Source organism: Oceanobacillus piezotolerans (assembly GCF_003665065.1).
Lineage (GTDB): Bacteria > Bacillota > Bacilli > Bacillales > Amphibacillaceae > Oceanobacillus > Oceanobacillus piezotolerans.
In genome coordinates this window covers 517,208-533,402 of the sequence record NZ_RCHR01000003.1, presented here as the reverse complement: position 1 = coordinate 533,402, position 16,195 = coordinate 517,208, and the positions used below count along the sequence as shown (strand labels likewise).

Below are 16,195 nucleotides of genomic sequence, written 5' to 3'. Positions count from 1 at the left end.
CATTCATTCCTCCTAATCTTCCCCTATCCAGCTTCTTAATAGTTTGGCAAATTCTTCTGGTTTTTCTTTTGCCATCTTTTCTAATTGTTTCCTTCGTATAACACTATCGGAATCTTGCTCTTTGGGAATATCTGGTACTTCTTCTATCATTTCTGTCACCGAAGATTGTTCGATTTCTTCATCCTTCTGTTTTCTATTTCGAACGAGTAAGATGATTAACACGATAATAATGACTAGTAAAATACCAGCCACCACATACATCCATAAAGGAATTATCGGTTCCCTCTCTTCGGCAGTCATAGATTGTCCATTAAATTCTTGGAATACGATAGAGACCTTATCTTCTGGAATAACCTCACCATATGTATCGTCAATAGATGTATCAATAATAGAGCTAAGAATAGAAGAAATACCATCTTCCACGTCACCCTGTTCTTGCTGGGATAAATACTGAACTTCGCCATCGTTTGATTGTTTAGCATTATCGACTACTACCTGTATTCCTAGATCACGAATTTTATAAGGACTTTCACTTATTTCTCTTCGAATTCGATTAAATTCATAGTTAATTGTCTCATTGTCTAACTCATACTCACCATTTGCACCGTTTTCTGCAGCAGGAAAGTTTGCGACATCTTCTTCTCCTGCTCCCGGAACTCCTGCAGTAGCATTATCACCTGCATAAGACTCCTGAATGGATTGAATGCTTACTGGAAGTCCTTCCATATTTTCTATATCCACAGGTTCCACTAATTCTTCTGTCCTGTTTTCTTGAGTGAAATCTATATCAGCTGTTACAGATACGATTGCATTTCCTGTACCCAACATCGTTCCGAGCATCTGCTGTAGTCTTCTCTGAATATCTTTCTCAACATCCTGCTTTACTGTTTGTTGATAGGAATGCATATCTTGAGAAGCATACTCAGTACCAGTACTTTGATCAAAGTATTCAAAGTTTTGATTCATGATTACAATGTTCTCTTCTGGCAGATTAGGTACTGCTTTGGAAACTAAGTGATAAAGTGAATTAATTTGATTGGGCTGGAATTGGTACCCCGGCTGTGTGTTTAAAACAATTGAAGCAGTAGCTTCCTGCGCTGATTCGCTTGCAAACACTGGCTCCTCTGGCATATTAATCATTACTTGAGCATCATTAATACCTTCAATTCCTTTCATTAATGTTGCTAACTCTGTTTGCATGGCATCCAGCTTCATAATATCGAATTCATTATCCGTAATGCCCCATGAAGAGTTCTCGCTAAAGAATGAATAATCAATATTGCCGCTATCTGGGATACCTAATCCTGCTAAATCAACTAGCAAGGAATCCACTTGTTCTTCTGGAACCGAAATTGTCGTTCCACCATTTTGAAGCTCATAAGGGACCCCTCTGGAATCTAACTCTGTTTTTATTTGATTAACTTCTTGAAGAGAAAGATTACTGTATAATGTGACAAAGTTAGATTTGGTTGTTAGCAAAATTGTTATTACGATTATTAGTAAGACTAGTAGAATGGATCCAATAAAGATTCCTTTTTGATTTTTTGATCGATTCGTCCAAAAAGAAACTGCTTTATCCTTCCATTTTGATAAATTCTCGTTCATAAAGTCCCCCACCATAGTGCATCAAGTAATTACATGCAATAATATATTTTATAATTGAAACAGAAAATTACACCTGCATTCGCATTATTTCGTTATATGCATCAATTACTTTCTTCTGTATTTGCACAGTTGTCTCTAAAGCAATACTGGCTTTTTGTGCAGTAATCATAACATCATGTAAATCATCTATTTCACCAGCTGCTAGTTTTTTCGTTTTATCGTCTGATTCCATTTGAATATGATTTAAATCATCGAGGGCACCTTTTAAAACATTTGCAAAGTTAGCGTGCGCTTTCCCCGGAGTTAGTTGATTATCGACTCTTGTTATGCCAGTTTCGGCTATTTGTGAAAGATTATTAATCGTAATCATACTGTGAACCTCCTAACCAGTTATTTTCCAATTTCAAGTGCCTTCATTAACATACTTTTCGATGCATTTAATGTTGTAATATTCGCTTCATATGATCTGGTCGCACTCATCAAGTCAACCATCTCCTGAAGTGGATCTACATTAGGCATTTCTACATAACCTTCCTCATTGGCATCCGGATGGTTTGGATTATAAACAATTTTAAAGGGCTCATCATCTTCTACTATTTGAGATACAGTAACACCGGTACTTTTTCCATTTCCTTGAGCCTGTTGTAAAAACGAATCGAACCGCCTTCCCTGTTCTTCTAATACAACCATTTTTCTGCGATATGGTTCAAATTCGCCATTTTCATTTACTGTTGCTCTAGTGGTCTGCGCGTTGGCTATATTAGATGAAACGACATCCATCCTAAGTCGTTGTGTGGTTAGCGCACTTGCACTCGTGTTGATTGCATTAAAAATGGACAATCTTAGTTCCCTCCTCTTATTACCTTCTGAAGACTGCCGAATTTACCATTTATTCTATCTATTAAACTGTTATAATAAATTTGGTTCTTAGCTAATTCCGTCATTTCTTTATCAATTTCCACATTGTTACCATTGTGGTTATATGTAGTGTTATTTTTCGTAATTGTTTGGAATGAGGAATCATTATGTGCATACGAAAGGTGTTTATCATGAGTTCTTTTCATTTCCAAGTTCTCCATTGAGTGTTGTAGAACGTCCTTAAACACAACCTCTTTGGCTTTATAATTTGGAGTGTCTGCATTCGAAATATTATTCGCTATTGCCCGATTCTTTGCAGATGCGTAGTCAAGTGATTTTTCTAATGTTCCAATTGTATTACCAAATAAATCCAATTTATGACCTCCTGTTTATTGCTGACAGATTACATTATTTCAACGCTGTTACATCCATAGCTAATTGTAAAAGAATATATTTCCAAAGTCTATCTTAATTCGACATTTTACCATCTTTTACTACAAAAATAGATATTTTATTCTAGGTATTTAGACCTGCATTGTAACATTAGCGTAATGTAAAATCTACCAATTACTATCATACCATCTTTTTTATGACAAAATGTGTCAAATTATCGTAAATTTTAATACGATAGAAATAATACTATTTTCCTAAAAAGAAGTTGGAAAAAACTTACAACTGGAAGAAAAATTTGTATAGGCAAGAAAACTTACTTACTTCCACTTCATAATGGCTAAAAGTTAAATGCTGCATAGTGGTTACTTTTTGAGCCTTTACAATTGATGTAAACTACGCAGTAACCTAATTCAGAATTGTGGGAAATACCGCTACGGAAATACACTACGCTTTCCGCTGGCGCTGCTGAGCCTCCTCGTGCTAACGCACTGCGGGGTCTCACCTGGGCTTTTCATTCCGCAGGAGTCTCCGTGTATTTCCTCCGCTAAGTTGTGCTATATTAATCTTTAAACAATGTATAGACGAAACACTACCTTACTAAAGATGATGTGATTGTAGCGGAGGGCAGTTGACTCCTGCGGGAAAAGCAACAGCCAAAGACCTTCAGGAAGTGTAGAAGGTTCAAAGACTAAGGTCGCCCCATCTCGGGGCAACGCCTTTGTGACCAACGTCCTGTTGGCCCAAGGCTGAGACGTTGCCCGCGTAAAGCGTACTGCCCAAAGCGGAAATCACCCGCGCATATTTAAATTGTGTTTCCGGGGTTATGCACTATTATAATAAATTCTATAGGTTCGGACTTTATCTAAAATAAGACATAAAAAAAGGTGTCCCCAAAAGTAATACTTTTGAGACACCTTTATGACTAACTGTAACTTCTTCTTATCTAGAACGAAGCTTTTCAAGTTCGACTAAGAACTTATCATTCAGTACTTTAATATACGTACCCTTCATACCGAGTGAGCGGGATTCAATAACACCAGCACTTTCCAGCTTTCTAAGTGCATTAACAATAACTGAACGAGTGATACCTACGCGATCTGCAATTTTACTTGCAACTAGCAGTCCTTCATTACCATTTAATTCTTCAAAAATATGATCAATCGCCTCTAACTCACTGTAAGAAAGTGAACTGATAGCCATTTGCACAACAGCTTTACTTCTTGCTTCCATTTCAATTTCTTCTGTTTTCTCATGCAGAATTTCCATACCTACTACAGTTGCACCGTATTCTGCTAGCAATAAATCATCATCATTGAAGCTCTCATCAACTCTACCAATGATTAAAGTTCCTAATCTATCTCCGCCACCAATAATTGGGACAATTGTAGTCAATCCATTCTTAAATAAATCTTTGTTCTCGACGGGGAATACAGAATAAGGGCTATCTATATCTAAGTTAGCAGTGGTTTCATGAATGCTGAATAATCCCTCTGTGTATTCCTGAGGAAATTGTCTTTCTTCTAGCATTTTCTTCATTCTTTCATTTTGAATTTCTTGATTAACCGCAAATCCTAGTAATTTACCTCTTCTGCTTAGAATGTATACATTCCCAGTAATTACGTCTCTTAGGGAAGCAGACATATCGTTGAAATTCACCGATTTCCCTGTAGCTTTTTGTAGCATTGCATTAATTTTTCTTGCTCTGTCTAATAGTTCCATTATAATCCTCCATTCAATCCTTTAAAATTATAGTATAAATTGACTTAAATCTCTATTTTGAGCAATAGATTTCAATTTTTCGTCAACATAACCCGGAGTTATTTTTATCTCTTCCATCGTTATGTCTGGCGCTTCGAATGATAGATCTTCCAACAGTTTTTCTAAGATAGTATGAAGCCTGCGTGCTCCTATGTTGTCTGTTTCCTGATTAACTTGATATGCTATCTCTGCCAGTCTAACTATAGCTTCGTCAGTAAATACAACATTTATACCTTCTGTTTCCAATAAAGCTTGGTATTGTTTAATTAATGCATTAGAAGGCTCCGTTAATATTTGTTTAAAATCTTCTACCGATAGCTTTTCTAGTTCTACTCGTATCGGAAATCTTCCTTGCAGTTCAGGTATTAAATCAGAGGGTTTCGCCATATGAAATGCTCCTGCTGCTATGAATAGCATATGATCCGTTTTTACAGACCCATATTTAGTTACTACAGTCGATCCCTCTACAATCGGAAGAATATCTCGCTGCACACCTTCTCTTGATACATTTGCTGCGTTATTATCTTTCCCAGCAACTTTATCAATTTCATCTATAAAGAGGATACCGGATTGTTCAGCTAGCTGGATAGCTTCCTGACCAACTTCTTCCATATCCACTAGTTTTTGTGCTTCTTGTTGAGTCAGCACCTTCCTTGCCTCTGCAACAGGAAGTTTACGCTTTTTCTTCTTTGTAGGCATAAATTGACCAAATACGTCCTGCATATTCATCCCCATATGTTCCATACCCGAACCTTGCAGCATATCAAACATGGAAGGCGGTACCTCTTCAATCTCCACCGATACCATATGGTCCTCTAATTCGCCCAAAGCCAATTTCTGCTCTACTTGTTGACGTTTACTCCTTAACTCTTCATCTTTATCATCAAAGGTTTCTGCTTCAGATGATTGATTCGAGAATAATAACTCTAACGGATTTTTCATGTTTGTTTGCTTTTTGGTCTGAGGGATTAGTAGTTTAACAAGTTGTTTATTTGCTTCCACTTCTGCTTGTTCTTTTACTTCATTTGTTTTCTCTTCCTTAACCATTCGTACTGCCATCTCTACTAAATCACGAACCATGGATTCCACATCACGGCCAACATAGCCTACTTCGGTAAATTTAGTTGCTTCTACTTTAATAAATGGAGCGCCTGCAAGCTTTGCTAACCTTCTAGCAATTTCAGTCTTCCCTACCCCTGTTGGACCAATCATTAAAATATTTTTAGGGATAATTTCATCTTTAATGGAACCAGTTAACTGCATTCTTCTATATCGGTTTCTTAAAGCAACTGCTACCGATTTCTTAGCATTTCTCTGCCCTATTATATATTTATCCAATTGGTCAACAATTTGTCTTGGCGAATAATTAAATGCCATGCTTTTGTTAGACCTCCTTTTTATTCTAAAACTTCAAGCGTAATCTGATCGTTTGTGTACACGCAAATCTCACCAGCAATTTCTAATGCTGCTTGAGCAATTTCCTTTGCAGATAAATCGCTAGAATGTCTAACTAAAGCTCTTCCTGCACTAAGTGCATAATTCCCGCCAGAACCAATTGCTAAAATGCCATCATCAGGTTCTATTACTTCACCAGTACCCGACACAAGATACATTTGCTCTTTATTCATAACGATTAGCATTGCTTCTAATTTACGCAGCACTTTATCACTGCGCCATTCCATCGCTAGTTCGACAGCAGCCCGGGTTAAATTTCCGTTAAATGATTGTAATTTGCCTTCGAATTTCTCAAACAAGGTAAAAGCATCTGCAACGGAGCCTGCAAAGCCAGCAAGGACCTGACCATTGAATAATCGTCTAACCTTTTTGGCTTTGTGCTTCATTACTACAGCATTCCCTAATGTAACCTGGCCATCTCCACTCATAGCGCATGCGCCCTTATGTTGAATGGCGAATATAGTTGTTGCATGCATCTCCATCGTCAACGTATTCACCCCTACTCTCTAAATACTTTTTTCACTTTGCCCTTGGGTGACTATTCATGTAGACTTTACGCATGTAGTCCTTTGTTACATGTGTATAAATCTGTGTGGAAGAAAGATTCTCGTGACCCAATAGCTCCTGTACTGTTCGTAAATCAGCACCCTCATTTAACATATGGGTGGCAAAGGTATGTCTTAATTTATGCGGATGTACATGTACAGTAACAGCAGCCTTTTCTACCATTTTTTCCAATACTACTCTTATTCCTCGTGTGGTCAGCGGTTTCCCTCTAGCATTTAAGAATACATGATCTGTGTTGCTTTTTGCCTTCTCTAATAGTTCTATTCTACCTTCATTTATGTAGGTTTCTAATGCGATCTCTGCAAATCTGCCAAATGGAACATATCGCTCTTTCTTTCCTTTACCACGGATAAACATCGTGCCAATTGTAAAGTCGATATCGCTTAATCGCAGACCTTGGCACTCACTTACCCGGATCCCAGTTCCATAAAGGGTCTCAATTAGCGCTTGATTCCTTTGACCTAAGGGGTCTGTCATATCATTTACTTCAAATAATTTCTCCAATTCTTCCATATATAGAAAGGTGGGAATTGGCTTATCGGTTTTAGGAATAGACACATGAGATATTGGGTTGCTCTGTACGATTGCTTCTCGTTCTAAGAATTTATAAAAACTGCGAATCGAGGAAATTTTCCTTGATACGGTCCTTCTGCTAAGCTGTTTGTCATAGAGCTCTGTTAAGAATACCCTAATCATTTTTGGGTCTAATTGATTCAAATCAGAAACCCCTTCTCTACTTAAAAAGGCAAAAAAAATATCGAGATCTTCTTGGTAATACTTAATCGTGTAAGGGGAAGCATTTTTCTCTATCTGTAAGTATTCTACAAATTCTCTGCATAACTTATTAAAGTCCAATATTATTCCCCCAATAAAGTATGCCTTCAGATAACAGCAGGTATATTATTTTGTCAGTGTATTTACATGGATAACCAAATTTGTTACTGTTTATACCTACAGAATATGTCAACAAGGCAGTCTTATAGAAGTACATTTTTTCCTCATCTTATTTAGGTTAAGATTCATATTTGATTAGCCAGATAAAATAGTAACCGGATTAATTAAGTGAAATTTAATAAAATTCTGAATCATGCCCACTCTTATGAGTATACCACAATAATTTGATTTGTCATGCTATTTGATAATTTAACAGGTAAACAAATAACATCTCAACAATCCGATATTATAGACGTAATAAAATCAGAAGTCAATTAATGTTGTTCAGCAATTCTATAAAGAGCGGATTACGGGAAAATTATGTAAATACATACATTCTATTGTTTCCCTTATTTGTGGTTAATAATCCCCTTTTTCAGTTTTCTTTCGTTAAGAAACTGCTTATCTAATGATAAGCAGTTAACTTTGAATCTCTTCTTGATACTCACAATTTGTGCACTGTACTTGCGAACCCTTTTTACTCTTTTTCTCTACAAGCAGAGATTCGCATTTAGGGCAAGGTCTTGCGATTGGTTTATCCCAAGAAACAAAATCACATTCTGGAAATTGGTCGCAACCATAGAAAACTCTTCTTTTCTTGGATTTCCGTTCGACCACGTTTCCCTCTTTACATTTAGGGCATTTAACACCAATTTCTTTAAGTATTGGTTTCGTATTTCTACATTCAGGGAAGTTCGAACAAGCTAGAAACTTACCATATCTCCCCATCTTATAAACCATCTCATGACCACAATTCTCACAATCAATTCCCGCTGGTTCGTCTTTAATTTCAATTTTTTCCATCTCTTGTTCTGCCTTTTCCAGCCGCTTATGGAAATCCTTATAAAATCCATCTATAACAGATACCCAGTTGTTTTTCCCCTCTTCTATTGAATCCAGATCATCCTCCATCTTAACTGTGAAATCTACATCGATGATTTCAGGGAAGAACTCCTCTAACAAGTCATTTACGATGGTACCTAGCTCTGTAGGGATAAAACGCTTATTATCTAATGTTACATATCCACGACGTTGTATTGTATCTAGTGTTGGTGCATATGTGGATGGTCTTCCAATCCCCATTTCCTCCATTGATCTTACTAATCTTGCTTCCGTAAATCGTGGAGGTGGCTGCGTAAAGTGCTGATTTGGTGTTATTTCTTTGGATGTAACCTTCATTCCTTCGGTTAATTCTGGAAGAAGCTTATCCTCCACTGTCTTATTGTCATCATTTCCTTCAATATATACCTTCATAAAACCTTTAAACTTAATTTTTGAACCGGTTGCACGAAATTCAATGTCATTACTTAATAAGTGTACAGTCATTGTATCCATTACAGCAGGAGCCATTTGACTCGATAAGAAGCGTTCCCAGATTAATTTATATAGTCTTAACTGGTCCCTTGATAAAATATCTTTTAATGACTTGGGATCTCTGAGTACTGAAGTAGGACGTATTGCCTCATGCGCATCTTGTACTCCTTCTTTCTTCTTTTTACTCTCTGTATTACCTAGATATTCCTGTCCATAATTCTTAACAATATATTCTGCAGCTTCATTCTTTGCAGTATCTGAAATCCGAGTGGAGTCTGTACGCATGTAAGTAATGAGACCTGTAATTCCTCCAGCACTTCTTCCCAAATCTATTCCCTCGTATAGCTGCTGTGCTACCATCATTGTTTTTCTAGCTCTGAAGTTAAGCTTACGAGCTGCTTCTTGTTGAAGGGATGACGTAATAAAAGGTTGAGCAGGATTTCTTTTTCTTTCTCTTTTATTTACTTTATCGATAGTAAATGTATTGTCCAGTTTACTAATAATCTTATTTACATCAGACTCTGACTTTAATTCTTCCTTTTTCCCATTTATTCCATAAAAGGCGCCCTCAAACAGGGTATCCTCTTTTAAGAATTGAGCATCAATCGACCAATACTCTTCAGGTTTAAAGTTTTTAATCTCTTTTTCCCGATCAATAATTAATTTCATTGCGACAGATTGAACACGGCCAGCACTTAACCCTTTTTTCACTTTCTTCCATAATAAAGGACTTATATTGTAACCAACTAGTCTATCCAAAATTCTGCGAGCTTGTTGTGCATCAACGAGATCAAGATCAATCGGCCGGGGATGTTTAAACGATTCTTTTATTGCATCTTTTGTAATTTCATTAAATACCACACGGCATTCTGAGTTTTCATCCACATTCAGAATGTGTGCTAAATGCCAAGCAATTGCCTCTCCTTCGCGGTCCGGGTCGGCTGCTAGATATATTTTTTTTGCTTTTTTGGCAGACTTCCTAAGTTCTTTTAACACATCACCTTTTCCTCTAATAGTGATATATTTTGGATTATAATTATTTTCTGTGTCTACTCCCATTTGACTTTTAGGTAAATCTCTAATATGCCCCATCGAAGCTTTTACTTCATATTTTTTTCCTAAATAACGTTCTATCGTTTTCGCTTTTGCGGGCGATTCTACGATTACTAGATAATCCTTCATGTTACTCCTCCTAGAATGAGGTTGACAATTTTAATTTTAGAAATCTTCACTAATACTAAATAGATTGCCTCCATTTGTCAATCATTCGATATATATAAGTCACTAATTTAACTTGTTACTACTATTAAATGCTTCAAAGTTCTTACCAATTAATTCCCAGTCATCAAGAATATCCGTTGCATCTGTTACTAACTTTGCTCCATCCTGTATCATTCGATGACAACCCTTTGTTTGATCCATAAATGGAGAGCCTGGTACTGCATATACCTCTCTCCCCTGGTCCAAAGCTTGGTCAACAGTTATCAACGTACCACTTCTCTCCTTTGCTTCAATGACCAATGTTCCGAAACTAAGTCCACTAATAATACGATTTCTCTCAGGAAAGTGATACTTCTGAGGAGGAGTGTTTGGGGGATATTCCGAAAGAATTAAACCTTCCTTTGCTATCTTGCGGAATAATGCTTTGTTTTGCACTGGATAAATCCGTAAAAATCCGCTACCTAGAACAGCTATAGTTTTTCCCTTCTTCTCCAGTGCAAGAGTGTGGGCATAACTATCAATTCCTAAAGCCATTCCACTTACTATTAACCAATCCTTTTCTAACAATGGTTCGACAAGGTGTGAAATTTTCATCCATGCTTCTATCGATGGATTTCTAGTTCCTATAACACTTAATGCGGGTGAATGTTCAAGTAACGAGACATCACCAATTGCATAAAGTACGAGCGGAGCATCTTTAATTGTATTTAACACAGCAGGATAGTCTTCGTCAACTAAAGTGATGATTTTGCATCTTTCTAAGTCAGCTTTAAACTCTTTCCGTACATCTACATTATGAAGCTCGGAATAAAATAATGATGCCTTATTAGGGGATATAGAAAATGTCTTTGATAATTCTCCGGGAGACATAGCATAAATATTTAATAAAGTAGAATCATACTTGAGGAAATTTCGGAGTGTACTTCTAGATATTCCGCGACATCTACTTAAATGAGCTAAACGAATGCTAGTTGGTTTCAGGTTATCCACATCCTATTTAAGGGAACCTAAAACTGTGTTCTTCAAGATGATAACTTTTTAGGTTCCCTTCTTTATAATGTTATAACTGCATTAATGCGTTTTACACTTTTCCGCCAATCCTGTATCTTGCAGTACTTTAATCATAGTTTCACCTATAACAGCAGGTGTATCTGCAACAGCAATTCCACATTCCTTCATCACTCGAATTTTCTCATCTGCGGTTCCTTTACCACCAGAAATAATGGCACCAGCGTGTCCCATACGTTTTCCTGGAGGAGCTGTTGCACCACCGATAAATCCAACAACAGGTTTCTTCATATTTGCTTTTACCCATTGGGCAGCTTCCTCTTCTGCCGTTCCACCAATTTCACCAATCATGATAACTGCTTCTGTTTCTGGATCTTCATTAAACGCAGATAATACATCGATAAAGTTTGTACCATTAACCGGATCTCCACCAATACCTACAGCGGATGTTTGCCCGTAACCTGCTTGTGTTAATTGATGTACCGCTTCATAAGTTAATGTTCCTGAACGGGACACAACACCAATATGACCTTTTTTGTGAATATAGCCAGGCATAATTCCTACTTTACACTCATCAGCAGTAATAACACCAGGACAGTTCGGTCCAATCAGTCTTGTCTTCTTCCCTTCCATATAACGTTTCACCTTAACCATATCCAAAACAGGAATATGTTCTGTAATACAAATCGCTAAATCTAATTCTGCATCCACTGCCTCAATAATCGCATCAGCTGCAAACGGCGCAGGGACATAAATAACAGAAACGGTAGCACCAGTTGCATCTACAGCTTCCTGTAGCGTATTAAATACCGGAACTCCTTCTACTTCTGTACCACCTTTTTTCGGAGTAACCCCGCCTACAATCTTCGTGCCATATTCCAGCATTTGCTTTGTATGAAATCTAGCGGTACCACCAGTAATACCTTGAACTATCACTTTTGTGTCTTTATTTACATAAACACCCATAATCGTCCGTCCTCTCTGTGATTATTTCACCATAGAAACAATTTTTTGTGCACCATCCGCCATAGAGTCAGCAGAAGTGATATTTAGACCTGATTCGTTTAATATTTCCTTACCTAAATCCACATTAGTTCCTTCTAATCTTACAACTAGGGGAATCTCTAATCCTACTTGCTTAGTAGCTTCTACTACACCTTGTGCAATTACATCACACTTCATAATTCCTCCGAAAATATTAACGAATATGCCCTTTACATTTGGATCGGACAAGATGATTTTAAATGCTTCCGTAACTTTCTCCGCTGTAGCACCGCCCCCAACATCTAAGAAGTTTGCAGGCTCTCCGCCAAAATATTTAATAATATCCATTGTAGACATTGCTAGTCCAGCACCATTAACCATACATCCGATATTTCCATCGAGAGCAACATAACTTAAATCATACTTAGAAGCTTCAATTTCCTTTTCATCTTCTTCATCTAAATCACGTAACTCGGTTATTGCCTTTTGACGATATAAAGCGTTATCATCAAAGTTTAATTTAGCATCTAACGCTAGTACTTCTCCATCACCAGTTGTTACAAGTGGATTGATTTCTGCAATGGAACAGTCCTTTTCAACGAAGGCCTGGTATAAACCAGTCATGAACCCTACTGCCTTAGATATAAGTTCATTTGGAATATTAATGTTAAACGCAAGTCTTCGAGCCTGGTATGGAGCAAGTCCAACAACAGGGTCAATTACTTCCTTGAAAATTTTCTCGGGAGTCTTTTCAGCTACTTCTTCAATCTCGGTACCGCCTTCTTCAGAGGCCATCATTACTACACGTGATGTAGCTCGGTCGAGAACAACCCCCACATAATATTCCTTTTGAATATCGCATCCTTCTTCAATAAGAAGTCTTTTTACTTCTTTTCCTTCAGGACCTGTTTGATGGGTAACTAATGTTTTTCCTAGGATTTCTTCAGCATATGTACGCACTTCCTCTAGGCTTTTGGCAACTTTTACACCACCAGCTTTACCACGCCCGCCTGCATGAATCTGTGCTTTGACAACGGTTACAGCAGTCCCAAGCTTTTCAGCAGCCTGAACAGCTTCATCCACTGTGTATGCAACATGCCCATTTGGTACCTTTACACCAAATTCACGCAAGACTTCTTTACCTTGATATTCGTGAATATTCATTTAATATCCTCCAATCAAAATATACTGCACCTTCATTGTATTAGAAAAAATATCATTTAACAAGAATAAATGTACTAAATTATCTATATATTGTTTATTTATACAGATTAACGAGTAGTGTCTAACCTAGAAAGAATCATGAACCCACTTGTTGATCTGTGCGATAAATGAAAGCGAAAATCTCTGCAACAACTTCATATAGCTCTTCAGGGATAGCTTCGTTAATATTTAATTCTGCTAATAGTTCTACTAATGAGCTATCCTCAATGATTGGAATGTTATGTTGCTTTGCTACTTCCAAAATCTCCTCTGCTACTAATCCTTTGCCAGTTGCAGATACAATTGGAGCAGTTAGTTTCTTCTCATCATATTGAAGTGCTGCGGCTTTTTTACGAATATTACTCATATTAAATAATCCACTCCTTGGTATGAAGATGAAGAATAATGATTGATGATTTGCTTACTTATGTTTGGTTTGTCCTGTAATGGTTTAAATGAAATGCCAGACAGATGATAATTCATTCTCTCTAAGGATGTTTTTAACAGAGGCTGAAATGCCGCCACCTGTAGTTTCGCTTTTTCGTTATCATTGAAAACCGTAATGGAGACAGATCTTTGCTGAATATGGATATCCATAATGGTTTCATTCAAATTTTTCAATTCCAAATAAAATAGAATACGGCAATGGTCTGGGTCTATTTTTCCATCACTTGTTTTTTTACTCTCAAATTCAATTTTTAAATCTTTGTTTATACCTGGTTTATATGCTGGGATATGGATGGCTGTCTGGATAAAGTGTTCTGTTTCAAACACAGATTGCAGCTGCAGGCCATTTAAATGATTTAACGCTTTAGTGGCGAGTTCATGAACCGTCCCATCGCTTTGAGGAATCATTGAAATAAGTAATTCCTTTACCGTTTGAGGCTGATTTATCTTATTCAATAAGTCATTCTCATAAGTGATGCCACTAAGCGACAGATAATGCTTTACTTGATTTAAAAAGTGTTTTCCCGGGAGATTATGTGAGGAACCTATCTCCATATTTTTTATTATGTTTTCAATAAGTACATATGAAGATGGGTTACTTAGCGTTTCTAATCTCTGAAGAATATGTATATCCAAAGCATCAAATTGCTGATAATTTGCTCTTAAATCCACTCTGTTATGTAACAGTGCGGCAATTTTTATTAATTGCGCCTGAATTTCTCTTGTTTCTGAATTGGTAGCACTTGATTGGCTTCGTTTTTGCAGCTTTGCTAACAGTTCCAATGATAACTGCATCACTTCCTGTTTATTAGCTAGCAGATTTTTCAGGATGTTCATTATTTCCGGCGGAGTAACATTTAATGGCCAATCTTTACCCTTTTGAGAGCTTACTGAAGCATTTCCCCACATACTTTTCCAGGAAGATAAAGATAAATCAGAATTAACTACCCCAACAGATTTTAAAACTTGGAAAAATGGATTTGACTCTGTATAAGTGTCTGAACGTATATTATTTAATACGTATTCTTTTTCATTTACAGTTCCATATAATAAACTCTGTAATCTTGCAATAAGAATGGCTTTATTGTTACTCATAGCCGCTGAATCTTCCCGCAGCTTTAATAGTAAATTTTGCATAACTTCGGACTGCTGTGTTGTTTTCTCAGTATATAAAGCTTGAAAAATGCTTTCTTTCATAGGATATCTTCTAGTAATCATCTGTAAGATAACTTCTTGTGCTAGTCTTCCATTCTCTTTCTGCCCTAAAAGTTGAATCGCTTTTGATAGTTGTTTCTTATCAAAGGGTAAACCGTTCTTAACTAGTCTCAGGAGCAATATACTATTCTCCTTTGTCGATTTTAAACCTAATTGCTGCAGCAATTGTGTGATATTCTCCTGTGCTTTACCGGTAAGTCGTTCTCCTAATACTTTTAAGTGTATCATTTGATCAGCACGTTGAACTTGAAAATGATAACGTTCACCTGCAATTAAAGGGGCTTCCAACTTAGCTATTAAAGTCTGATTTCCAAGTTGAACCTGTGCTTTGTTATCAGGATACAGTTGTTGAATTTTTCCCTGGATAATCTGACCTGATTTTAATTGCTTGTTAACTTGAGCCGTTTTCAGCACCTGTTCACTCTGTGTTCGGTAAATATTCACATCAAACGCCTCCTTACGCTTTCATGGCATTTCTCACAGGTGCAAATGATTTACGATGGTAAGGTGTTATACCACAGTTTTCCAATGCTTCTAAATGATTCTTCGTACCATACCCCATATTTGAAGCAAAATCATACAAAGGGTATTCCTTATGTATTTCTTTCATTAAGTGGTCACGAGTAACCTTGGCTAACACACTTGCTGCAGCAATGGAAATACTTTTTGCATCACCTTTAACAATAGACTCTGAAGGACAAGTGAGATTACCAAGCTGTACTGCATCAATAAGAACATAGTCAGGCATAGGGTTTAATTGCTCCAGCGCTTTTCTCATTGCCAATTTAGTTGCTTCAAAGATGTTCATCTTATCAATCATACTGTTATCAACTATGCCAATACCATAACTGATTGCTTCCTTCTTTATTATAGAAAAGTATGCTTCTCTAGTACCTTCATTAAGTTGTTTTGAATCGTTTAATCCTAATAATTTAAATTTTTCAGGGAGAATAACAGCTGCAGCTACTACTGGACCGGCCAGTGGACCTCTTCCCGCCTCATCAATACCTGCAATCCATTTATAACCTTGTTTATAGGCAGTAAGTTCATACTGGCACATTTCTATATAGTTAGCTTCTAGTGCTTTCTCTTTTTCCAGCTGCTTTTCATAAGACCCTATAATTTGCTGTACTCCCTTACGTGAATCTTGTTTTAATTCCTCAAGTTGTTCATCAGTAATTTCTCTATTTTGAAACAACGTTTTGATTGTTTTAATTGATTGTTTTTCCAATTA

15 protein-coding genes are annotated in these 16,195 nt (G+C 36.9%); all 15 read right to left on the bottom strand.

Annotated elements, in window-relative coordinates; genetic code table 11:
* Positions 1–12: 12 nt before the first annotated feature.
* The 15 genes from fliF to D8M04_RS10610 all read right to left on the bottom strand — a co-directional run bounded on the left by fliF (position 13) and on the right by D8M04_RS10610 (position 16,192).
* Entirely contained in the window at positions 13–1,605 is a 1,593-nt protein-coding gene (fliF, locus tag D8M04_RS10680) for a flagellar basal-body MS-ring/collar protein FliF (protein WP_121522899.1), read from the bottom strand.
* Positions 1,606–1,672: 67 nt separating this feature from the next.
* Positions 1,673–1,975, bottom strand: coding sequence for a flagellar hook-basal body complex protein FliE (fliE, locus tag D8M04_RS10675; protein WP_121522898.1), 303 nt, complete (start codon positions 1,973–1,975; stop codon positions 1,673–1,675).
* A gap of 20 nt (positions 1,976–1,995) precedes the next feature.
* Positions 1,996–2,445 carry a flagellar basal body rod protein FlgC gene (gene flgC / locus D8M04_RS10670; protein WP_121522897.1) on the bottom strand — a complete coding sequence of 150 codons (450 nt, stop codon included), beginning with the start codon at positions 2,443–2,445 and terminating at the stop codon, positions 1,996–1,998.
* Between the two features lie 2 nt (positions 2,446–2,447).
* Complete coding sequence (gene flgB, locus D8M04_RS10665; RefSeq protein ID WP_121522896.1) at positions 2,448–2,837, bottom strand: flagellar basal body rod protein FlgB; 390 nt, start codon at positions 2,835–2,837, stop codon at positions 2,448–2,450.
* A 958-nt stretch (positions 2,838–3,795) separates the two neighbouring features.
* Complete coding sequence (gene codY, locus D8M04_RS10660; protein WP_121522895.1) at positions 3,796–4,575, bottom strand: GTP-sensing pleiotropic transcriptional regulator CodY; 780 nt, start codon at positions 4,573–4,575, stop codon at positions 3,796–3,798.
* A 27-nt stretch (positions 4,576–4,602) separates the two neighbouring features.
* Positions 4,603–5,991, bottom strand: coding sequence for an ATP-dependent protease ATPase subunit HslU (gene hslU / locus D8M04_RS10655; protein ID WP_121522894.1), 1,389 nt, complete (start codon positions 5,989–5,991; stop codon positions 4,603–4,605).
* A gap of 20 nt (positions 5,992–6,011) precedes the next feature.
* Positions 6,012–6,557, bottom strand: a complete 546-nt coding sequence (gene hslV, locus D8M04_RS10650) for an ATP-dependent protease subunit HslV (protein WP_121522893.1) — start codon at positions 6,555–6,557, stop codon at positions 6,012–6,014.
* Between the two features lie 31 nt (positions 6,558–6,588).
* On the bottom strand, positions 6,589–7,494 hold the full coding sequence (gene xerC, locus D8M04_RS10645; protein WP_121522892.1) for a tyrosine recombinase XerC: 906 nt from the start codon (positions 7,492–7,494) through the stop codon (positions 6,589–6,591).
* 495 nt (positions 7,495–7,989) lie between these two features.
* Positions 7,990–10,065 (bottom strand): type I DNA topoisomerase, encoded by a 2,076-nt coding sequence (gene topA / locus D8M04_RS10640; RefSeq protein WP_121522891.1) that lies wholly within the window; start codon positions 10,063–10,065, stop codon positions 7,990–7,992.
* Between the two features lie 102 nt (positions 10,066–10,167).
* Entirely contained in the window at positions 10,168–10,974 is an 807-nt protein-coding gene (dprA, locus tag D8M04_RS10635; protein ID WP_246001179.1) for a DNA-processing protein DprA, read from the bottom strand.
* Positions 10,975–11,175: 201 nt separating this feature from the next.
* The gene (sucD, locus tag D8M04_RS10630; RefSeq protein WP_121522890.1) at positions 11,176–12,078 is read right to left on the bottom strand and encodes a succinate--CoA ligase subunit alpha; all 903 of its coding nucleotides are present in this window, start codon (positions 12,076–12,078) and stop codon (positions 11,176–11,178) included.
* A gap of 21 nt (positions 12,079–12,099) precedes the next feature.
* Positions 12,100–13,260 carry an ADP-forming succinate--CoA ligase subunit beta gene (gene sucC / locus D8M04_RS10625; RefSeq protein WP_121522889.1) on the bottom strand — a complete coding sequence of 387 codons (1,161 nt, stop codon included), beginning with the start codon at positions 13,258–13,260 and terminating at the stop codon, positions 12,100–12,102.
* 136 nt (positions 13,261–13,396) lie between these two features.
* Positions 13,397–13,666, bottom strand: a complete 270-nt coding sequence (locus D8M04_RS10620; protein ID WP_121522888.1) for an EscU/YscU/HrcU family type III secretion system export apparatus switch protein — start codon at positions 13,664–13,666, stop codon at positions 13,397–13,399.
* A complete protein-coding gene (locus tag D8M04_RS10615) occupies positions 13,663–15,405 on the bottom strand; it encodes a hypothetical protein (protein WP_121522887.1) in 1,743 nt (580 codons plus the stop codon). The genes D8M04_RS10620 and D8M04_RS10615 overlap by 4 nt, the downstream gene beginning before the upstream one ends.
* A gap of 13 nt (positions 15,406–15,418) precedes the next feature.
* Positions 15,419–16,192 (bottom strand): ribonuclease HII, encoded by a 774-nt coding sequence (locus tag D8M04_RS10610; protein WP_121522886.1) that lies wholly within the window; start codon positions 16,190–16,192, stop codon positions 15,419–15,421.
* Positions 16,193–16,195: the final 3 nt, after the last annotated feature.